Source organism: Bradyrhizobium mercantei, assembly GCF_001982635.1.
GTDB classification, from domain to species: domain Bacteria; phylum Pseudomonadota; class Alphaproteobacteria; order Rhizobiales; family Xanthobacteraceae; genus Bradyrhizobium; species Bradyrhizobium mercantei.
In genome coordinates this window covers 359,144-378,856 of sequence record NZ_MKFI01000001.1, presented here as the reverse complement: position 1 = coordinate 378,856, position 19,713 = coordinate 359,144, and the positions used below count along the sequence as shown (strand labels likewise).

Annotated in this window: 16 protein-coding genes; 8 read left to right on the top strand and 8 right to left on the bottom strand. The window is 63.8% G+C overall.

The window, feature by feature from the left end:
* The first annotated feature begins 74 nt into the window (after positions 1–74).
* The 3 genes from BI327_RS01820 to BI327_RS01810 all read left to right on the top strand — a co-directional run bounded on the left by BI327_RS01820 (position 75) and on the right by BI327_RS01810 (position 3,457).
* Entirely contained in the window at positions 75–1,211 is a 1,137-nt protein-coding gene (locus BI327_RS01820) for a serine hydrolase domain-containing protein (protein ID WP_245334687.1), read from the top strand.
* A gap of 482 nt (positions 1,212–1,693) precedes the next feature.
* Positions 1,694–2,635: an alpha/beta hydrolase family protein gene (locus BI327_RS01815; protein ID WP_076858092.1), complete on the top strand. Its 942-nt coding sequence runs from the start codon at positions 1,694–1,696 to the stop codon at positions 2,633–2,635.
* Positions 2,636–2,716: 81 nt separating this feature from the next.
* A complete protein-coding gene (locus tag BI327_RS01810; RefSeq protein WP_076858091.1) occupies positions 2,717–3,457 on the top strand; it encodes a hypothetical protein in 741 nt (246 codons plus the stop codon).
* Positions 3,458–3,469: 12 nt separating this feature from the next.
* Here the strand turns inward: BI327_RS01810 and BI327_RS01805 are convergent, their stop codons facing one another.
* The gene (locus BI327_RS01805; protein ID WP_076858090.1) at positions 3,470–3,877 is read right to left on the bottom strand and encodes a DUF302 domain-containing protein; all 408 of its coding nucleotides are present in this window, start codon (positions 3,875–3,877) and stop codon (positions 3,470–3,472) included.
* A 51-nt stretch (positions 3,878–3,928) separates the two neighbouring features.
* The gene (locus tag BI327_RS01800; RefSeq protein WP_245334686.1) at positions 3,929–4,930 is read right to left on the bottom strand and encodes a helix-turn-helix domain-containing protein; all 1,002 of its coding nucleotides are present in this window, start codon (positions 4,928–4,930) and stop codon (positions 3,929–3,931) included.
* Between the two features lie 441 nt (positions 4,931–5,371).
* On the opposite strand from BI327_RS01800, the gene BI327_RS01795 reads away from it, so the two are divergent.
* Positions 5,372–6,091: a DnaJ domain-containing protein gene (locus BI327_RS01795; RefSeq protein WP_076858088.1), complete on the top strand. Its 720-nt coding sequence runs from the start codon at positions 5,372–5,374 to the stop codon at positions 6,089–6,091.
* A 331-nt stretch (positions 6,092–6,422) separates the two neighbouring features.
* Here the strand turns inward: BI327_RS01795 and BI327_RS01790 are convergent, their stop codons facing one another.
* Complete coding sequence (locus BI327_RS01790; protein ID WP_076858086.1) at positions 6,423–8,222, bottom strand: D-alanyl-D-alanine carboxypeptidase; 1,800 nt, start codon at positions 8,220–8,222, stop codon at positions 6,423–6,425.
* A gap of 421 nt (positions 8,223–8,643) precedes the next feature.
* Here BI327_RS01790 and BI327_RS01785 point away from each other — a divergent pair, with 421 nt between their 5' ends.
* Complete coding sequence (locus BI327_RS01785) at positions 8,644–8,982, top strand: phasin family protein (RefSeq protein WP_076858084.1); 339 nt, start codon at positions 8,644–8,646, stop codon at positions 8,980–8,982.
* A 73-nt stretch (positions 8,983–9,055) separates the two neighbouring features.
* On the opposite strand, the gene BI327_RS01780 is transcribed toward BI327_RS01785, so the two are convergent.
* A complete protein-coding gene (locus BI327_RS01780) occupies positions 9,056–11,017 on the bottom strand; it encodes a TadE/TadG family type IV pilus assembly protein (RefSeq protein ID WP_076858082.1) in 1,962 nt (653 codons plus the stop codon).
* 508 nt (positions 11,018–11,525) lie between these two features.
* Here BI327_RS01780 and clpS point away from each other — a divergent pair.
* Together clpS and clpA are read left to right on the top strand one after the other, a co-directional pair.
* Entirely contained in the window at positions 11,526–11,858 is a 333-nt protein-coding gene (gene clpS, locus BI327_RS01775; RefSeq protein WP_076858080.1) for an ATP-dependent Clp protease adapter ClpS, read from the top strand.
* A gap of 260 nt (positions 11,859–12,118) precedes the next feature.
* Positions 12,119–14,527, top strand: a complete 2,409-nt coding sequence (clpA, locus tag BI327_RS01770) for an ATP-dependent Clp protease ATP-binding subunit ClpA (protein ID WP_076858078.1) — start codon at positions 12,119–12,121, stop codon at positions 14,525–14,527.
* 312 nt (positions 14,528–14,839) lie between these two features.
* Here the strand turns inward: clpA and BI327_RS01765 are convergent, their stop codons facing one another.
* From BI327_RS01765 to BI327_RS01750, 4 genes are all read right to left on the bottom strand, one after another.
* On the bottom strand, positions 14,840–15,277 hold the full coding sequence (locus BI327_RS01765; protein ID WP_076858077.1) for a hypothetical protein: 438 nt from the start codon (positions 15,275–15,277) through the stop codon (positions 14,840–14,842).
* A gap of 107 nt (positions 15,278–15,384) precedes the next feature.
* Positions 15,385–16,806: an MFS transporter gene (locus BI327_RS01760; protein ID WP_076858075.1), complete on the bottom strand. Its 1,422-nt coding sequence runs from the start codon at positions 16,804–16,806 to the stop codon at positions 15,385–15,387.
* A 153-nt stretch (positions 16,807–16,959) separates the two neighbouring features.
* Entirely contained in the window at positions 16,960–17,313 is a 354-nt protein-coding gene (locus BI327_RS01755) for a PilZ domain-containing protein (protein ID WP_076858073.1), read from the bottom strand.
* A 212-nt stretch (positions 17,314–17,525) separates the two neighbouring features.
* Positions 17,526–18,482 carry an AraC-like ligand-binding domain-containing protein gene (locus BI327_RS01750; RefSeq protein WP_076858071.1) on the bottom strand — a complete coding sequence of 319 codons (957 nt, stop codon included), beginning with the start codon at positions 18,480–18,482 and terminating at the stop codon, positions 17,526–17,528.
* Between the two features lie 206 nt (positions 18,483–18,688).
* Here BI327_RS01750 and BI327_RS01745 point away from each other — a divergent pair, with 206 nt between their 5' ends.
* Positions 18,689–19,699, top strand: a complete 1,011-nt coding sequence (locus tag BI327_RS01745; RefSeq protein ID WP_076858069.1) for a carbon-nitrogen hydrolase family protein — start codon at positions 18,689–18,691, stop codon at positions 19,697–19,699.
* The last annotated feature ends 14 nt before the right edge of the window (positions 19,700–19,713 follow it).

Here is a 19,713-nt window from a genome sequence, read left to right as displayed (position 1 = left end):
GGCAGGTTTTGCGAACGATCGGTTTGGGCGGTCGCAAACTGCGAAGCGAGGATCGAATGGAACGGCGCCAATTCATGTCACTGCTCGGCGGAGCTGCGTTGGCGCCGCTCGCCACCTTGCCGCTGTGTGCCGAACCGACCGACGGCTGCGGTGTTCCGGTCGCGCGAGACGACGGATGGCCCGTTGCCTCCGTCGATGAGGACAAGCTCGTCGATCGCGGTGCGTTGTGCAGGATGGCCGATCGCCTCGCGAAGACTACCAACGTGCACTCCGTCCTCGTCGCGCGCGGAGGCAGCCTGGTGTTCGAGCGGTACTTCAGCGGTCCCGACGAGGTGGACAACCGCAAGCTGAGGAACGTCGTCTTCGATGCCGATACGCTGCACGACATGAAGTCGGTCTCGAAGAGCGTCGCGTCGCTCGCAACAGGTATCGCGATCGATCGCGGCCTGATCGCCAGCGTCGACGAACCGATCCTGAATTTCTTCCCCGAACTGTCCGATCTGCGTTCCCCTGAGCGGGACCGTTTCAAATTGGTGCACGCACTCACAATGTCGATGGGTCAGAAGTGGGTGGAGGCGACACCGGAGACGGGAGACGAGGACAACGACGAGGCGCGCATGAACAGGTCGCCCGATTCCTGCCGGTACGTCCTCGGTCTTCCGGCGACGGCCCCGCCGGGACAGGAGTTCTTCTACAACACCGGCGCGCTCGCGCTCGTATCGGCCATCGTGCGCAAGGCGACCGGACGCCCGCTAGACGAATTTGCTCGGGAGGTGTTGTTTGAGCCTCTTGGCATCACGGCCGTGGAGTGGAAGCGCCGCAAGGGTGACACCGACGCCGGTGGCGGATTGCGGCTGCGGCCGCGCGACATGGCAAAGATCGGCCAGCTTGTTCTCGCGGGTGGCCGCTGGAACGGCCGCCAGATCGTCCCGCAGGCATGGGTCGAGACCTCGACGGCTGCAAAGCTCAAGGCCACGGGCCATCAATCCTACGGATACCTGTGGTGGCTCGGCCAGACCTCGCTCAATGGGCACAAGGTCAACTGGGTTGGCGCGCTGGGGCGGGGCGGGCAGTCGATCCGCATCGTCCCCGAGCTCGATCTCGTCGTCGTGGTGACCGCGGGATATTACCAGGACTACAGCCCGCAGGCGTTCCAAGCGCAGTACGGCGTCTTCAGGGACGTCTTGCGGGGGATTTCGCCTCCGGTCTGAACCGGACGCCGGGTAATTGGGCTTGCCGATCTCGGGCGGTCAATAAGCCGCTGGAACTCCACGACATAATCGGCGACAACCCCGCCAGGCATCTCGGCGGGTGGCGATCGAGGCCGGGTTCCCGGCGACGAGCATATGTCAGATGACGATCGTCACTTCAGCAAGCTCCGAAAGCACGGTAGTCTTGCGGAGCTTTCGGCCATTTCATCGCCAATATGCCGGAACAAAGCTGGCCAAATCCGGTTTTCCTAGGCTATCCGAGCCGTGGCTTATTCGTCGGGTGGCCTTGAGGTATCATCGTGCCGCAGATCTACAGCGCCAGAAGCGATTGCACAAAGGTTGTGTGCACCGCACAATGAACGTGCTGCGAAGTCCCAACATTTAGACTTCCTGTCACGGCGCTGTGACATATATTCTCAAAAGGAGGCCGAAGAGTCTCCGGCCAAGAATAGCCCTGAAAAGGCGGGCACCTCGAGGACGTCATGAAGCGTGGAATTCTCGTTCTGCTTTCTCTCTCCGTGGTCATCACGGCGGCGTACTTCACCGCGAGCAAGTGGGCGATCCGTCACGAAACTCTCATGTTCAAGGATCCGACGCGCGATGAGCGGCCGGTCGCGGTCGATGTTGCCGTGCGCTTCGACAAGGAGATGCAGGCCGACGCCGGCATGATCAAGCTTCCGGTTGCGATCCTCAATCATGGCAATACCGTCAAATTCACCGAATATTCCTTCCTCGCGAACGTGTTCGCGGCGCGCGGCTATCTGACCATCAGCATTCAGAACGACCTGCCGTCGGATGGACCGATGGTGACCAAGGTCGGCGAGCTCTATGTCGGGCGGCTGCCGCAGTATCAGCGCGGCATCACCAACATCAAATTCGCGATCGAGGAGATGAAGAAGCGTCAGCCGAACGCGGACTACAGCAAGCTGACGATGGTTGGCCATTCCAATGGCGGCGACATCGCGATGTATTTCGCCAAGCAGTATCCGGACGAGATCAAGAAGGTCGTCACGCTGGACAATCTGCGTGTGCCGTTCATGACCGACGGCAAGTTCAAGATTCTCTCGTTCCGTTCGCATGATCAGCAGTTCAAGCCCGATCCCGGCGTGGTGCCGGACGAGGAGGAGTGCGAGAAGGCCGGCATCACTGTCGTGAACACCAACTTCCAGCACAACGACATGCGCGACACCGGCCCCGAGAAGGCCAAGGACTCGATCCAGGCCATGCTCGATAAATTCCTGGCCGACACCGACAGCGCGATTGCGCCGGTCGACACCAGGAATGCGCCGCCAAAGATTCTGGAGCCTGGTCCGGTCTCGCTCTACGTGCCGGTCGAGAAGCCTCAGACCCTGACCGAGAAGCTCAAGAAGTCGCTCTCGCTGACCAAGACCGAGACCAAGAAGGATCCGTCGGTCACGAATTGACGGGGCTGCCGGGCAGGCCCGCCACGTTGACCGATCCGATATGGCGGCCCACATAGTGTTTGCTGTACGAGGCAAGCGCTGATGGCCGGCAAGATAATCAAACCGACATCCGGAAGCGATGTACGTCCGGCCAACGCGCCCGACGTGCCGACATCGAGCGCGAACGACATCGCCGCGTTCGTGGCGAAGGCGCGGGCGATGTCGCCGCATCGCGCCGGCGCACGCGGTCGCCTGGTGTTCGCGCTCGACGCCACCATGAGCCGCCAGCCGACCTGGGACATGGCGTGCACGCTGCAAGCCGACATGTTCCGCGAAGCCGGCGCGCTCGGCAGCCTCGATATCCGCCTGGTCTATTATCGCGGCTTCAACGAGTGCCGTGCCACCGGATGGATTTCCGACAGCGCGCAGCTCGCGCGGCTGATGAGCAAGATCGATTGCCAGGGCGGCAATACCCAGATCGGCAAGGTGCTGTCGGAGACACGCCGCGAGGCGGTCGCCTCGGCGGTGCGTGCGCTGGTGTTCGTGGGTGACGCGATGGAGGAGAGCGCCGACGACCTCTGCGCCAAGGCCGGCGAGCTCGGCCTGCTCAAGGTGCCGGTCTTCATGTTCCAGGAGGGCTCGGACGCGACCGCCGAGCAGACGTTTCGCGAGATCGCGCGGCTGACCGGCGGCGCATGGTGCAGGTTCGATCCCGGCGCGGCCGCGCAGCTCCGCGAGTTGCTGCGTGCCGCCGCAGCCTACGCGGCCGGCGGCCGCGAGGCGCTGCTGCAATTGGCGAAGACCACGAGCGGCGCGGCCAAGCTGATCGGCCAGATGAAATAGCGCGGCGGCGCGTCAGGCTTGGCCCGACGTCGCGACTTTTGCAATTGTGCCGAGCAGCGTCGACATGTTGGCTGAGACCTGCCTGGTCGCTTCGGCAATGCCGTGCCGTTCCGCGAGCCAGGCCGGATCGTTGTAGGAGAGCCAGCAGTCGCCGGCCTCGTCCTGCCAGACCAGCGCCTTGAGCGGCAGGTCGATCCCGATGGTCTGCGCTGCCTGCATCAGGGGCGTGCCGCCCTTCGCATTGCCGAAGACGAAGACCTCGGTCGGACGCAGCGCGAGGCCGGCAGCCGCGGCACCCGCGGCATGATCGATCTGCGCAAACAGCGTCAGCCCGCTCGCCTCAAGTTCGGCCTTGAGCCGGTCGGCGGTTTGCTTCGGTCCAACATTGCTGCGAAGGCTGATCAGTCCGTCTCTCGCCATCAGGTTTCCTTTGCCACGGTTGGCAGTTGCGGGAGGCCGCACGGCCGTGAATCACGGTAGAACCGGAAGTGCCCGCTTGACGTCGGCCAGTGACGAGTCATGTTGCCGTGATCCAAGAAACTCGTGGCGATACTGGCCGGGTGCCATCCCCGTAGCCTGCCTGAAAGCGCGAGTAAAATTGGCCTGGCTGGAAAAACTGAGCGCCAGCGCGATGTCGACCAGCGGCTGATCATGCTGCAGCAGCATGGCTTTCGCGCGCTCGAGGCGTCTGGTGCTGACGTAACGATGCGGCGAATGTCCCAAGGCTTGCTTGAACGCCCGCGCGAAATGGTATCGGCTCAGACAGGCAATCGACGCCATGCGATCCAGGGTGAGATCACCCTCGAGGTTCGCTTCGATGTAGTCCAGCACACGGAACAGTTTGCGTCGGTCGAGCCCCGCTCTTGCGAAAAAGGCGGCCGACCGCGCGGTCGATTGATTCATGTATCTCTGAACCAGCCTTGCCGCGATGCTGTTGGCCAGCGACTCGACCATCAGCCTGCCGGTAGAGGTTTCAGCCTGCAGTTCCGACGCGATAGCACGGGCCATCTCGCACAGCAGGGGATCTTCGAACGCGCTTTCATATCGCAGCGAGCCAAGCGCCAGTTCATCGATGTCGACGCCGAGCTTGCTCGGCGAGAACTGACTCGGGGTGAGGTAGATATGCATGATCTCGGGCAGATCGTCGGCGATGTCGATCAAGCCGTCTCGCCAGCCCACAGGAGACAGCCAGACCGTACCCCGGCGCGTGACATTTCGATCTTCGATCCCGGCGGCCCGTCGGGTGACCGGCGACCCGCTGCCGCGGATATCGACGAAGACCTCGACGTCAGATGGCGCACAACGCCAGGGAATCACGCTCTTGCCATGAGCCCGCAATTCGGCCGACAGGCCCGACCAGCCGCGACTCATCGAAGACAGCAGCAGCTTCGACCGTCCGGTGGTGCGCCAAACATCGCAATAGGGCTGAGGCTCGGTTCGGCTCGCGGCAGGCCGCTGTGGACGCTTCTCCATGACGCGCTCCCAAAAAGACAGAGGCTGCGCTTGCGCCCTTGAACCAGGCTTTTCGCGCAGCATAACGAAGAAACCGGGACAGGTCCTTGAAAACATCGACCGCATCCGATGGATGGCTTGGAACCGATGTCGAGGTTCCGCGCCTGCGCTTTCAGCTTCGGTCTATCCGAGACTGGTTGCAGTCGTGAGCAGGTGCAACGGCGGGCGTGCGAACCCTACCGATCATGTTCTGAACCGGAGCGGGTTTCCCGCCTTATGGAGAGTTCGGTCCCGAACGGCTTTGCTGGGATTGCCGTGATGTTGTCATTGCTTGCTTTCGGGGCGAGCAAAGCAACGTCTCCGGGCGCCTCGCGAAACGCAGTGCGCCGGGATGGTCAGCGGGTCAGGGAGCGAGACCAAGCTTCGCATGCTTTTTGCCGCCGGGCCGCTTATATTCCGGGCATGCCAACTCTGATCGCCGGCGTCGTCGCCGTTGTCGTCCTTTATTCCGCGCTGCAGATGTTTCGTGCGGCCAATCCTGCCGTGCTCGCGCGCGCGATCAAGATCGGCGGCGGGGTGCTCGCGCTTGCCGTTGCGGCCTTCACCGGTGTGCGGGGCGAACTGGCGGTGGCCATTCCGCTCGGCATCTTCGGTGCCGGACTGCTCGGCTGGTCGCCGTTCGGGACGACCGGCCTACCCAATTTCGGCGGCATGTTCGGCGGTTCGCGCACGCAGGGACAAAGCTCGCGGGTGCGCTCGCAATATCTCGACATGAGCCTCGATCACGGCAGCGGCGTGCTCACGGGCCGGATCGTGGCCGGACCGCAGGCCGGCCGCATGCTCGACGAGTTCGACCTGCCGCAGCTGCTCGCGATGGTCCCGAGCTTCGATGCCGAAAGCGTAGCCCTACTTGAAAGCTATCTGGACCGCCGTTTTCCCGCCTGGCGTCAGGACGCACAGGGCGACCGGGCAGGGGGGCAGGGCCGTACGGCGGCGAGCGGCAAAATGACGAACGAGGAGGCCTATCAGATCCTTGGCCTGCAGCCGGGCGCGTCGCGTGACGACATCGGCCGGGCTCACCGCACCCTGATGAAGAAACTCCATCCCGACCAGGGGGGCTCGACGTACCTCGCCGCCCGTGTGAACGAGGCCAAGGATACTTTGCTTCGCACGCATCTCTAACTCCGACGCTACCAACGCCACAGCCGAGAGCTGCCTTCCGTTTCTGATTGATGCCCCGTCTGGCCCGCCGCTGTCCGGCGTGGCCGATCGCTCTTTCGGGAAAACTTAACCGTAAAATCTTGACGAGAAGTTTTCATAACGGCGCCGCGCGCATCGGGGCGGCGTTCGTGTCGGCCATGCAACAGAGCCGGTAAAGCAAAGGGGCCGACGCTTGCGGCGCCGGCCCCTTGAAATCAGCAGATGCATGATCCGGAAAAGTGCGAGGCGGTTTTCCGATAAGATCATGCTCAAATATGAGCCCAAAGCGCGATGAATCGCGCTTTGGCGTCGATCAGTTGCGCACGGTGATGCAGGAGATCTCGGCGCGCTTCAGCGTCTTGCAGGCGGCTTCGGCCTGGTCGCGCTCGAGACCGGCAAAGCGGGCGCGATAGAGCTTGCGATTGTCCTTGGCGACGACTTCGGTGAACGGGTCCGCCTTGCTCAGCAGGCCGCGGGCCGAGCTGCGCGCAAGGTCGATGCGCTTGTTGGCCTCGCCCTCCGACTCCAGCGCGCCGACCTGGATGATCCAGCCGGTGTGCGCGACGCCAGGCTTGACCGCGCTGGTCTGCGGGGCAGCCTGCAGGCCGCGGGTGGGTTCGATCGACGCCACGGCCTGCGGTGCTGCCGGGGCGGGCGAATGGACGGAAGAGGCCGGCAGCACGCCGAGGATGCCGTTCCCGGTGCCGAAATTGGCCGGCTGCGGCGGCATCTCGGGCCTTGAGGTCTCGGCAGCCCGCGCCATCATCGCATTGGAGGTCTCCGGGACCTCGCCGCGGGACGGGATCGTGCTGGTGATCGGGGGCGCCGCCTGTGCCGGACCGGCGGCGGCGAGCTTGATCTGGCCGGCCTTGACCTGGACGGTCTTCACCTTGACCGGCTTCATCGGTTCAGCCGAGCCGGGGATCGCGGCGAGCTGCTGGGTCTGGATCACGCCTGAGGTCAGCGGTGCCGGCTCGGGCTTGGGCTCGAACCTGGCCTGCGGCTCCGGCTTCGCCGGGGGCGGCGGCAGGGCGGCAGCGGCCGCCGCCATCAGCGAGGGTTTTGCGGGGCGCGGTGCCGGCATTGCCGCAGCCGCCGCCGCGGGCTCCGACGCCGTGACCGGCGACGTGTCGGCGCTGCGGGCGTCGTCGGCATCGGCAACCTCGACATTGGCGTCGGCGGGGTTGCGCTCGGTGATCGCTGCGACAGTGCGGTTGGTCGCACCCCTGCCGATATTCTCGGCCAGCAGGTTGCGCATGATGGCGTCGCGGGAGCCGCCGCTGCGGCCGCCGAGCACCACGCCGACCAGGAAGCGATTGCCGCGGTGGATCGAGGTCACGAGGTTGAAGCCGGAGGCGCGGGTGTAGCCGGTCTTGATGCCGTCGACGCCCTCGACGCTGCCGAGCAGACGATTGTGACCGGTGATCGTGTGGCCGCGGAAATTGAATGCCGTGGTCGAGAAGTAGCGATAGTAGCGCGGGAAGCGATCCTGGATGGCGCGGCCCAGGGTCGACTGATCGCGCGCCGTGGTGACCTGCTCGTCGTTGGGCAGGCCCGAGGCATTGCGATAGACGGTCCGGCTCATGCCGAGCGCGCGGGCCTTGCGGGTCATCATCCGCGCGAAATCATCTTCGCTGCCGCCGATCGCCTCGGCGATCACCACTGCGGCGTCGTTGGCGGAGCGGGTGACCAGGCCCTTGATGGCGTCTTCGACCCTGATGGTCTGGCCGGGGCGCAGGCCAAGCTTGGTCGGGTCCTGTTCGGAGGCATGCTCGGAAACCGGCATCTCGGTGTCGAGCTTCATCTTCCCGGAATCGAGGCGCTCGAACAGCAGATAGAGCGTCATGATCTTGGTCAGCGAGGCGGGGTGGCGCAGGCCGTCGGGACTGTTCGATGTCAGCACCGAGCCGGTATTGCCGTCGACGATGATCGTCGCGAATTGCGGGCTGTAGCTCTCGCGCGCGGACTCGCTGTGATGGTGACGGGCCGTGTGGCGCCGGTGACGGCGCGCCTCCGCGCTATCACTCGTGATCAGGATCGCCGTCGTGACGGTTACGAGCCCAAGAACGCCAACTCGCAGCGCCCGCGAGGAGGCAAAGGTTGTTCGAAGCATCTACTTCCCCGTCCCAATTTCTATCTAGATCACTGGCTCGTGGGGCGAAATTGTGCCCGGCGGCCGTCGATCCTTGCCTGTGCAACAGACCATTTCGGGCAGATCCATCGGCCCTGTTGGCGGCTCAGGTCGCTCTTCTAGCTAAGGTGTTGTTCACAAACAGCTTTCGAGGCTGCCTGTCGGAAGGCGAACAAAGTCCGGGAATCAGGTTAGGCGGCCCGAGTTTCCAAAAGATTAAGCAACCGTTGCGTAGTCCCCCGGGGTTTAGCGCAAATGCCGAAGATTCGGGCTGTGTGATTTTGCGTTGCACAATATTTGTTGATTTTATTGTGCGATGCGGTATTCTGATCAAGTCAGGGGGCCGGGAGCTTCCCGGCAATGGGAATTTGCGCCTTCAAGTCTGGGAAAAGGAATTCCATCCATGGTCAAGATCGAAGACATTCAGAACTACGGCAAAGAGCATTTCGAGTCGGTCACGGCGTCTGCGAACAACCTGCAGAGCGGCGTCCAGGCGATCGCCACCGCTTACGGCGACTACGCCAAGAAGTCCTTTGAGGACACCAAGTCGTTCGTCGAGAAGCTGTCGGGCGTGAAGTCGCTGGACAAGGCGCTCGAGGCGCAGACCGAGTACCTGCGCTCGTCCTACGAGACCTTCGTCGCGGAATCGCAGAAGATCGCCGGTCTCTACAGCGACTGCGCGAAGCAGACCTTCAAGCCCTATGAGGGCCTGGTCTCCAAGTTCACGCCGGCTGCCCAGTAAGCAGCGTCGATCTGAACAAACGAAAAGCCCGGCCGTTGCGGCCGGGCTTTTTTGTTGCGCGTGAGGCGGGCGGTTACTTCGCCAGCCGCAGCTTGCTCAGGGCCGTTCCGATCGTGTTGAACGTCGTCAGGATCTGGGTCGAGCTCGTCAGCATGAAGAACTTGTCGGGGCTGCTGGCGCAGTTCTTCAGCACGGTCGAGGTCGGATCGGCGGGCGAGTGCGTGTTCACCTGGATGGTGTAGATCGTGTACATCGGCGACCCACCGGAATCCTTCGCGTTCTGCAGGTTCTGGCACATCAGGGCCTGCCTCGCATCGATCGGATTGCCGGACGCCTGCGTCCTGCCGTCGCCGTAGTCGGGCCAGCGGTCTTCGGTGTTCAGACCGTCGGACAACAGGATGATGACCCGGTTGTAGGTCGTGTTGGAGTCTTCCGCCGGCGTGTTCAACGGTCCGCCCACCAGCAGGGACTGCCACGCCCAGGCCAATCCGACCGCCTGGTTGGTGCCGCCGGTCGGCTGCATGGCGTTGACCGCAGTCTTGAGGGCGGTCCAGTTGTAGCTCAGCGGAATGATCGTCTCGAGCTGCGTCGAAGAGCTGCTGCTGCAATAGGCGGTGCTGTTCTCGTAGATCTCGTTGGCCGGAAACAGCGTGGTGACGTCGGACGTCGCCGGCAGCACGCCGGTCGCATCGTTCGGCTGGGTGCGGTCCGTGATGCAGCCGGTCCAGGTGCTGATCGGATTTGAGGAGGCCTGGCGCCAGTCATTGGCGACCCCAACGGCGGTGGGCGTCCAGATGTGCTCCGTGTTGGTGGTGCTGGTGGGGTCCCGATACCCGACGATGGCGGAAACCCTCGGCTGATTGGTGTTGTGCGAGGTGTCGTTGGGGCCAGGCTGCGTCCAGTTGTGAACGTAGGTCCATCCGGTGCAGGACCGGCCGCTGCCGCTGCCGCTGCAGGTGCAACCCGAGACGTTGCTGCCCGACGAATTCTTCGGACAGCTGCACTTCGAGCTGCCGCTGCAAAAGGTCTCCTTGTTTCCAGCCGCATTGGCCGCACTCGGCTCGCTGGTCCAGCAGCCATTGTAGAGCGTCTGGGAATTGCCATCGACGGTCGGGCAGATCGGGTTCTGGATGCTTGCGCCATTGACCGTCAGCGTCGTCGACTGGATCGTCGACGTGGTCGAACTGTTGCGGGTGGGGCTGACCTGGCAGACGAATGCTCCGTTCGCGCTGCCGTCGGTGTTGCCGGTGGTGTTGGTGAACGGGCACCTCGAGCCCGGTCCGACAGCATGCCAGTTGTAGGGAAGCGTCGCCTGCGTGCTGCCGTTGGCGGGCTGCGTGGTCGGCGGATTGAGCCAGTCGGTCCAGTCGATCCAGCTCGCGCCGTAATTGCTGGAGCCGACATTGACGTCCTTGAAGAACGGAATCAGGGAAATATAGACGTCGCCGTTGTTCTTGCTGAGCGCGCTGAGCTGATCGATCAGTCCGCCGGTTCCGGCCACCGCGTTTCGCAGCGCGACGATCTTGTTGTCATCGACCATCGATCCGGTGTTGTCGAGCGCGAGCGCGACGCGCATCTTGACGTTGCCCCAGGTGGTGGTCGTCGAGCTGCTGAAATTCAGCTTCGGAAAACCGGCAAGCTGCATGAAATCGGAGTTGATGTAGCCGGATCCGCCGAGGAGAATGGTCGCCGCCGTGTTCGCGGTCGGGGTCGTGTAGGTGGCCGAGACCGACACGCCCTTGCCGTCCTTGTTGGTATAGAGGGCGGTGAAATAGGTCTGGGCCTTGCTTGGGATCTGCGCGGCCGTGATGCTGCCCATGGTCAGATCCTTGGACAGCATCAGCGCGGTCGAATCGAGCGCCGACTGCATCGCGGTGCGGGCGTTATTGGCGCGGGTATAGTCGATCGCGACGCCCACGAAGGCGAAAATCGGCAGGATGGCGAGGGTGAAGATGACAGCGACATTGCCGTCGGTTGCCCTGGAAAACCGGCGGATAGCCGCGCGGCCGCGATTGAAAATGGCTGAACCAAGCATGGCGCTCTCATCGAAAAGGAATGCGCGGCCATCTCGACGCGTGCGGCTAAACAGATGGTGAATCGGGCTGGGGAAACCCGGGCAACCGGCCCGGCGGACGGTCAAAAGCAGGGCAAAAGCGCTTGCTATCCTGAATGCCTTCTAAAGGGGATGCCCTGATCCTTTGTCAAACCGGGCAGAAATGATTAACCTTCCGAGGGTTGCCGCGCCGGGAATCGAACCGGTGGGCCGCGGCGGGACAGCGCTTGCGGGAGGACCTCGTGAGGCCCATATTCTGGAGGTCGATCCGGCCGCCGGATCGGACCGGGAGCGGCAATCTGGAAAGCATTGCTGGGGGTTCCGCGATCAGTCTTGCGGCAATCGCGACACTTCCAACTGCCATCCGGCTTTCCGCCGGTCTCCCTAGGGGAATTCGAACGCCTGAACCATGTTGCGATCCACGTTGACAGTCCCGATCTCCGAGCCGGTTTCGGCCATGCCCGCGGCGTTCGCCGCGCCGGTACCGAAAATGAGCAATGACGACAACCGCAATGGCACGGGCAGCGGCCCGTCGACCTCGGTCATCACCAAGGTCAAGCCGAAGACCAAGCGCCCGAACCTGTATCGCGTCCTGATCCTGAACGACGACTACACGCCGATGGAGTTCGTCGTTCACGTGCTGGAACGATTCTTCCAGAAGGACGCCGAGGCGGCGACCAAGATCATGCTGCACGTTCACCATCACGGGATCGGCGAGTGCGGCGTGTTTACCTACGAGATCGCCGAGACCAAAGTGACGCAAGTCATGGACTTCGCGCGCAAGCATCAGCATCCACTGCAATGTGTGATGGAAAAGAAATAGTTCGCTGGAACGATTGACCCCGCCGCGGGGAGCGGGACGGGTCTTGCATCGCGTTTTGTGACGGTGATGAACGGCGTTCCCGTACGATCACGGGGCGCGGCGGGCGACGTTCGGGCGCCCCGAATTTAGAAGAAAGCCATCACCGCGGGACCGGTCTTTCGCCACGATCCGTCGTAACTATATCAAGGGCGATCACGAAGGTTGTTATTGCCTGACCCGGTAATGGCGATCATGATGGCCGGGGGCCATAGAGGACGCGAATGCCAACTTTTTCCCAAAGCCTTGAACAATCGCTGCACCGTGCATTGGCGATCGCAAACGAGCGTCACCATCAGTATGCGACGCTCGAACATCTGCTGCTGTCGCTGATCGACGACTCGGACGCGGCGGCGGTGATGCGGGCCTGCAGCGTCGATCTCGACAAGCTGAGGACGAGCCTCGTTAATTATCTCGAGACCGAATTCGAAAACCTGGTGACTGACGGCGCTGACGATGCGAAGCCGACCGCCGGGTTCCAGCGCGTGATCCAGCGCGCGGTGATTCACGTCCAGTCGTCCGGTCGCGAGGAAGTGACCGGCGCCAACGTGCTGATCGCGATCTTCGCCGAGCGCGAGAGCCACGCCGCGTATTTCCTGCAGGAGCAGGACATGACGCGCTACGACGCCGTCAACTACATCAGCCACGGCATCGCCAAGCGGCCCGGCGTCTCCGAGGCGCGGCCGGTGCGCGGCGTCGACGAGGAAACCGAGGCCAAGGGCAACGAGGACGCCAAGAAGAAGGGCGAGGCGCTCGAGACCTATTGCGTCAACCTCAACAAGAAGGCGCGTGACGGCAAGATCGATCCGGTGATCGGCCGCAATGCCGAGATCAACCGTGCGATCCAGGTGCTGTGCCGCCGCCAGAAGAACAACCCGCTGTTCGTCGGCGAAGCCGGCGTCGGCAAGACCGCGATCGCCGAAGGCCTCGCCAAGCGCATCGTCGACAGCGATGTGCCCGAGGTGCTGGCGGCTGCGACCGTGTTCTCGCTCGACATGGGCACGCTGCTGGCAGGCACCCGTTACCGCGGCGATTTCGAGGAGCGGTTGAAGCAGGTCCTGAAGGAGCTGGAGGCGCATCCGAACGCCATCCTGTTCATCGACGAGATCCACACCGTGATCGGCGCCGGCGCCACTTCGGGCGGCGCGATGGATGCGTCCAATCTGCTGAAGCCGGCGCTGGCTTCGGGCACGATCCGCTGCATGGGCTCGACCACCTACAAGGAGTACCGTCAGCACTTCGAGAAGGACCGCGCGCTGGTGCGGCGCTTCCAGAAGATCGACGTCAACGAGCCGACGGTGGAAGACGCGATCGCGATCCTCAAGGGTCTCAAGCCCTATTTCGAGGATTACCATCGGTTGAAATACACCAATGAGGCGATCGAGGCGGCGGTGCAGCTGTCGTCGCGCTACATCCACGACCGCAAGCTGCCCGACAAGGCGATCGACGTGATCGACGAGTCCGGCGCGGCGCAGATGCTGGTCGCCGAAAGCAAGCGCAAGAAGACGATCGGCATCAAGGAGATCGAGACCACGATCGCGACCATGGCGCGGATCCCGCCGAAGAGCGTGTCGAAGGACGATGCCGAGGTGCTCAAGCACCTCGAGCAGACCCTGAAGCGCACCGTGTTCGGTCAGGACAAGGCGATCGAGTCGCTGTCGGCGTCGATCAAGCTGGCGCGGGCCGGCCTGCGCGAGCCGGAGAAGCCGATCGGCAGCTATTTGTTCTCAGGTCCGACCGGCGTCGGCAAGACCGAGGTGGCCAAGCAGCTGGCGGCGTCGCTCGGTGTCGAGCTGTTGCGCTTCGACATGTCCGAATACATGGAGCGGCACACCGTGTCGCGCCTGATCGGCGCGCCTCCCGGCTATGTCGGCTTCGATCAGGGCGGCCTGCTCACCGATGGCGTGGACCAGCATCCGCATTGCGTGGTGCTGCTCGACGAAATCGAGAAGGCGCATCCGGATCTGTACAATGTGCTGCTGCAGATCATGGACCATGGCCGGCTCACCGACCATAACGGCAAGCAGGTCAACTTCCGCAACGTGATCCTGATCATGACCACGAATGCGGGCGCGCAGGATCTCGCGCGGCAGGCGTTCGGCTTCACGCGCTCGAAGCGGGAAGGCGACGATCATGAGGCGATCAACCGGCAGTTTGCGCCTGAGTTCCGCAACCGGCTGGATGCGATCRTCYCGTTCGCGCACCTCAATGCCGAGGTGATCGGCATGGTGGTCGAGAAGTTCGTGCTTCAGCTCGAAGCGCAACTCGCCGACCGCGACGTCACGATCGAGCTGTCCGAGCCCGCCAAGGCCTGGCTGATCGAGCACGGCTATGACGAGCAGATGGGCGCGCGTCCGATGGCGCGTATCATCCAGGAGCACATCAAGAAGCCGCTCGCGGATGAGGTGCTGTTCGGCCAGCTCAAGAGTGGTGGGCACGTCCGCGTCGTCCTGATCAAGGACGAGGCGACCGCCAAAGACAAGATCGGCTTCGAATATGTCGAGGGCCCGGTCACGCCGAAGCCCGAGAACCTGCCGCCGCGCAAGCGCAAGCCGCCGAAGGGTGGCCCGAACAATGGCGGCGGAGGCGGCACCAAGGGGCCGGTCTCGAAGGGACCAATGGTCAAGGCCTGAGGCGCGAGCGAGTGATCAAAATGAAAAGGCCGGCTGAACAGCCGGCCTTTTTGTTTGTGATCGTACGGCCGGAGTATAGGCAGCTAAACTGGGGATGAGTTTTTGGTTGAATTGGCTCGGCGCGGCCTTGGTTCACCTCTCCCCGTCGGGGAGAGGTCGGATTGCGAAGCAATCCGGGTGAGGGCTCTTGCTCTCTCGATAGACTGTAACCCCTCACCCGGCGCTACGCGCCGACCTCTCCCAAGGGAGAGGTGAACTTCCGACGCCGTTCCAGCTCAACCTAATCTCATCAGGCTTTAGCTGAGCCGGGGCTTAAGCTCCCTCATAGTCGGACAGCAACTTTGCAAGCAGTTTGAGTTCGTCAGGGGATTTTTCGGTCGGATCATTGATGACGTTCTGAAGCAAATAGAACTCAGTTTCGTTTTTGATCCGTCCGCGCCTCAGAATCTTGGCGTAACCTCGCGAGTATCGTCTGCGCAATTCGGAGAGGGTGATGATCCCGCGGCTGATCAGCTCAGCATCCAAATTCGCAACTTCAGCTGGATCAAACGACGAGGAACGTTCCACGCAGTCATTGATTGCTTGACGCAGTCCGTGGAAAGCCATTCGAGGGCTTCTCTTTTCCATGGCCTCCAGGACAGCCAGAGGCTGCTCCTTCGGCGGCACAGTCTCCATCGGCATGTATCGTTCAACATAGAACGAAAAGAAATTCTTCAGCTGCGCATACTCGCTTCGATTGAAGTTCTGCATCGCTGCGTACCTTATGGATCGCCACCAAGCTCGAACCTGCGGTGGACGGCTGTTCCCAGGGAATGTCGCGCCGTCGCACTACGGATTCTTGCCCGACGGATCGCACCTCACTCGCCCTTGAGCCGCTGCCCCTCTTGGACCCGCACCCGCTCGGCGCCGCGGCTGCCGGCGGAGGACAGCCGCAGCGTGCTGAGGAGGGCGCCCACGACGGCGAAGCCGACGCCGACCATCAGCGAGATCCTTGTGCCGTCGGCTGGATAGCGCGCCAGCAGCAGCGCCACCAAGGCAGCGCCGATGGTCTGTCCGAGCAGCCGCGCGGTGCCCAGCATGCCGCTGGCGCCACCCGAGCGCTCGCGCGGAGCGGCGGCGATCATGGTGCGGTTGTTCGGGGTCTGGAACAGGCCGAAGCCCGCGCCGGCGAGCGCCATGCGCCAGATCACGTCGATCGGTGCCGCGTTGGCCGGCATCAGCGCTAGCGAGCCCAATCCGGTCGCGAAGATCAGCAGGCCGATGCCGCCGAGCAGCCCGGCCGGATAGCGCTCGACCAGCCAGCCGGCAATCGGCGCGGCGAACGCGACCGCGATCGGCCACGGCGTGATCAACAGGCCGATCTGCACCGCCGAATATCCGAAGTGGTTTTCCAGATAGAACGGCATCGCGACGAAGGCCAGCATCTGGCCGCAGAACGAGGCGATCGAGGTGCCGATCGAGAGCGCGAAGATCGGAATCCGCAACAGGTCGACCGGCAGCAGCGGCGAGGGCAGGAGATGCTGGCGCCGGTACAGTAAATGCGAGGCGACCGCGGCAACCGCGAATTCCAGTGCGCAGACATACAGCGCCTCGCCATGGCCGGCGCTGTCGATCGCGCTGATGCCGAACCCGAATGCGATCGCGCTCATGGCGGCGCTTTGCCAATCGAAGGCGTGAACCGCGGGCCTGGTGTGCGGCAGGAAGCGCCAGCCCAGCGCCAGGGTGACGATGCCGAGCGGGACGTTGATGGCGAACAGATAGGGCCAGGTCCCGACCGCCAGGATGAACGAAGCGATGGTCGGGCCGGCCGCGGCCGAGATGGCGACGACCAGCGCGTTGACGCCGATGCCGCGGCCGAGTTGGGAATGCGGGTAGATGAAGCGGACCAGCGCGGTGTTGACGCTGAGGATGCCGGCTGCGCCAAACCCTTGCAGGATGCGGGCAACCGTCAGCAGCGGCAGCGTGTGCGACAGCGCGCAGAACAGCGAGGCCAGCGTGAACAGCAGCAGTCCCGCCAGATAGACGCGGCGATAGCCGATGATTTCGCCGAGCGAAGCCAGTGGCAGCAGCGAGATCGTGATCGCCAGCTGATAGCCGTTGACGATCCAGATCGAGAACGCCGGGCTGGCGTTGAGATCCCGCGCGATGGTCGGCAGCGCGACATTGGCGATCGAGCCGTCGACGACGGCCATGACGAGGCCGAGTGCGATCGTGAGAATGGCCCAATTGCGCTGCGGCTGCGGCAGCCCGTCGGGATGCTCAATAATCGCGGACGACATGTCGTGGAGGGGCTCTCGGTTCCGGCGTTGCGGGCCTACCGCATGCTGGATTAGCCCCGCGTTTGCAACCCCGAATGCCGGATGCCGGCCGCGATCAAAACGATGGCTGGGAGCCGCGCAAAGCGGCTCAGCCTCGATTGTTAGCCTTGATCGTCAGCCCTGGCCGAGCAGTTCCTTGATCCGGCGCTGCAACTGCCGCTTCTTGATCTCGCTGCGGCGGACCCGCTCGTCGAGGTCGCTGACCGGGGTGTCCGAGGTCATGATCCGGAAGGCGAGGCCAACCTTGTTGGCCTGCCGCCAGATCAGGCGCGCCAGGAACGAGCGGCCCTTGCGTGCGATGTTAAGATTCATCTCTTCGGGCAAACGGGTGGCGTCGCCGAATTCAACGCAGGCGCCGCCTTCGCTGATATTGCGGACGACGCAATCCATCGTCGAGCCGCGCTCGTTGATCTCCGCAACCGCACCGTAAAACACCTTGTCGCGAGCGCGCTGGCGCCGGTCCTGCATGGGAAATCCTCCAACAATGAACGGCAGGACTGTACCGTTCCGCCTCAGCGAAAAGAAGGGTATCGGGGGAACCGGTTGGAGTTAGTGTAAATTTTTGCATCTGTGCAGGTCCGGATTCACGGCTATTTTGCGCCGCAAATCACCCTTGGGAGCTTGCTTTTGAAGCGTTTTCGTTGTGCGAACCGGTATCCGCCGCTCCGCGCGAAGCCGCGTCAGTTCGGCAGCCGGCTCTGCCGCCAGTCGCGCGGCGACAGGCCGTAATGGTCGCGGAACACGCGGCCGAAATGCGAGAGATCGTTGAAGCCCCAGGCGAACGCGATCTCGCCGATATGGCGATGCGCATGGGCCGGCGAGGCGAGGTCGCGCTTGCAGCGCTCGAGCCGCTGCGCCAGCACGAAGCGCTGGAACGAGGTGTCCTCATCGGCCAAGAGGCTGTTGACGTAGCGCGGTGAGATGCCGAGGGCTGCGGCGGTCTCGGTGAGGCCGAGCTCGGGGTTCGGCAGATGCGCGAGCACATGCGCCTTCAGCCGGTACAGGAGCGCGGAGCGGTGGGTCGACGCCGGCAGCGCCACGCCGCTGAGCCGCTCGCTCATCGCCATCGCGAGCAGGTCCGCGGCCTGATCGGCGAGGCGGATCGCATTGTCGGGATCGAGCCTGTCGGCGATGTCGGAAAGTCCGCTGATGAACTGGTAGGCGAGCCGCTGCACCGGACGATCCGACGTGAACGTGGTCGCGGTGAGGCCCTGGGTGCCGGCAAAGCGCCGGTGCAGCATCGCGCGCGGCACCTGGAAGATGGTCTGCGTGAAGTCGTCGTTGAAGCGCAGCTCATAGGGCCGCGTGGTGTCGTAGAATGCGAACTCGCCGGGCCGGATCACGGTCTCGCGGCCGTCCTGCACCACGCCGCCCGAGCCGCTTCGGCCGAGCGCGAACAGAACAAAATCCTCGCTGGCGCGTGCGATCCGCGACGGTGTGCGCAGCACGCGCTGCTGGCCCGACGAGACGATCGAGCACTTCGCCGGACCCAGCTGCGCGCTGGTGATGGCGCCGTGAAAGGCTGTGCCGAGCTCGGACTTGCAGTCGAGCTGCACGAACACGTCGCAGACGATGTCCTGCCAGAGCGCCAGCCGCCGATGCGTGGGCGCGTCTTCCGTGGTGAACAGGGCCGGCATGATTTCCTCCCTTCACGAGTGCAAACGCTGGCCACGCAAACAAAGCAAGCTTTGTACCGGGGGCGGCTGGGGGCATCTCCTCGGCAGTCGAATTTTCCTTCCGTCCTGGTCGAACGGCGGTCCCGGTCCCGGGGCAGCATGATGTCAGAGGCCGCCATGGCCGATCAAGCACGAACCGGCCGGGATGCCGGCACGAGGAGGACATCATGGGCATCGAACACCCGAAATATCGCGTTGCGGTGGTGCAGGCGGCGCCGGCCTGGCTCGACCTCGACGCCTCCATCGCCAAGTCGATCGCGCTGATCGAGGAGGCCGCCGCCAAGGGGGCGAAACTGATCGCATTCCCCGAGGCTTTTATCCCCGGCTATCCCTGGTACATCTGGCTGGACTCGCCGGCCTGGGCGATCGGGCGCGGTTTCGTGCAGCGCTATTTCGACAATTCCCTGTCCTACGACAGCCCGCAGGCCGAGAAGCTGCGGCTCGCGGTGAAGCAGGCCGGAATGACCGCGGTGCTCGGGCTGTCCGAACGCGACGGCGGCAGCCTCTATCTCGCGCAATGGCTGATCGGACCCGACGGCGAGACCATCGCCAAGCGGCGCAAGCTGCGGCCGACTCACGCCGAGCGCACCGTGTACGGCGAGGGCGACGGCAGCGACCTTGCGGTGCATGACCGCCCCGGCATCGGCCGCCTTGGCGCGCTGTGCTGCTGGGAGCACCTGCAACCGCTGTCGAAATACGCGATGTATGCCCAGAACGAGCAGGTGCATGTCGCGGCCTGGCCGAGCTTCTCGCTGTACGATCCGTTCGCGCCGGCGCTCGGCTGGGAGGTCAACAACGCGGCCTCCCGCGTCTATGCAGTCGAGGGCTCGTGCTTCGTGCTGGCGCCGTGCGCCACGGTCTCGCAGGCGATGGTCGACGAGATGTGCGACCGCGACGACAAGCACGCGCTGCTGCATGTCGGCGGCGGACACGCCGCGATCTACGGGCCGGACGGCAGTTCGATCGCCGAGAAGCTGCCGCCGGAGCAGGAAGGGCTGCTGCTCGCCGACATCGATCTCGGTGCGATCGGGATCGCCAAGAACGCCGCCGATCCGGCCGGCCACTATTCGCGGCCTGACGTCACGCGCCTGCTGCTGAACAAGAAGCCCTCGAAGCGCGTCGAGCATTTCGCACTGCCGCTCGACAGTTTCGAGGAGATCGACGCGGCCGCGAGCTGAGTGCATCAGCCAAA

Excerpts from the sequence above, each read along its gene's own strand:
- BI327_RS01820 (WP_245334687.1), top strand. The coding sequence starts at position 75 with ATGTCACTGCTCGGCGGAGCTGCGTTGGCGCCGCTCGCCACCTTGCCG.
- BI327_RS01815 (WP_076858092.1), top strand. The coding sequence starts at position 1,694 with ATGAAGCGTGGAATTCTCGTTCTGCTTTCTCTCTCCGTGGTCATCACG.
- BI327_RS01810 (WP_076858091.1), top strand. The coding sequence starts at position 2,717 with ATGGCCGGCAAGATAATCAAACCGACATCCGGAAGCGATGTACGTCCG.
- BI327_RS01805 (WP_076858090.1), bottom strand. The coding sequence starts at position 3,877 with ATGGCGAGAGACGGACTGATCAGCCTTCGCAGCAATGTTGGACCGAAG.
- BI327_RS01800 (WP_245334686.1), bottom strand. The coding sequence starts at position 4,930 with ATGGAGAAGCGTCCACAGCGGCCTGCCGCGAGCCGAACCGAGCCTCAG.
- BI327_RS01795 (WP_076858088.1), top strand. The coding sequence starts at position 5,372 with ATGCCAACTCTGATCGCCGGCGTCGTCGCCGTTGTCGTCCTTTATTCC.
- BI327_RS01790 (WP_076858086.1), bottom strand. The coding sequence starts at position 8,222 with ATGCTTCGAACAACCTTTGCCTCCTCGCGGGCGCTGCGAGTTGGCGTT.
- BI327_RS01785 (WP_076858084.1), top strand. The coding sequence starts at position 8,644 with ATGGTCAAGATCGAAGACATTCAGAACTACGGCAAAGAGCATTTCGAG.
- BI327_RS01780 (WP_076858082.1), bottom strand. The coding sequence starts at position 11,017 with ATGCTTGGTTCAGCCATTTTCAATCGCGGCCGCGCGGCTATCCGCCGG.
- clpS (WP_076858080.1), top strand. The coding sequence starts at position 11,526 with ATGAGCAATGACGACAACCGCAATGGCACGGGCAGCGGCCCGTCGACC.
- BI327_RS01765 (WP_076858077.1), bottom strand. The coding sequence starts at position 15,277 with ATGCAGAACTTCAATCGAAGCGAGTATGCGCAGCTGAAGAATTTCTTT.
- BI327_RS01760 (WP_076858075.1), bottom strand. The coding sequence starts at position 16,806 with ATGTCGTCCGCGATTATTGAGCATCCCGACGGGCTGCCGCAGCCGCAG.
- BI327_RS01755 (WP_076858073.1), bottom strand. The coding sequence starts at position 17,313 with ATGCAGGACCGGCGCCAGCGCGCTCGCGACAAGGTGTTTTACGGTGCG.
- BI327_RS01750 (WP_076858071.1), bottom strand. The coding sequence starts at position 18,482 with ATGCCGGCCCTGTTCACCACGGAAGACGCGCCCACGCATCGGCGGCTG.
- BI327_RS01745 (WP_076858069.1), top strand. The coding sequence starts at position 18,689 with ATGGGCATCGAACACCCGAAATATCGCGTTGCGGTGGTGCAGGCGGCG.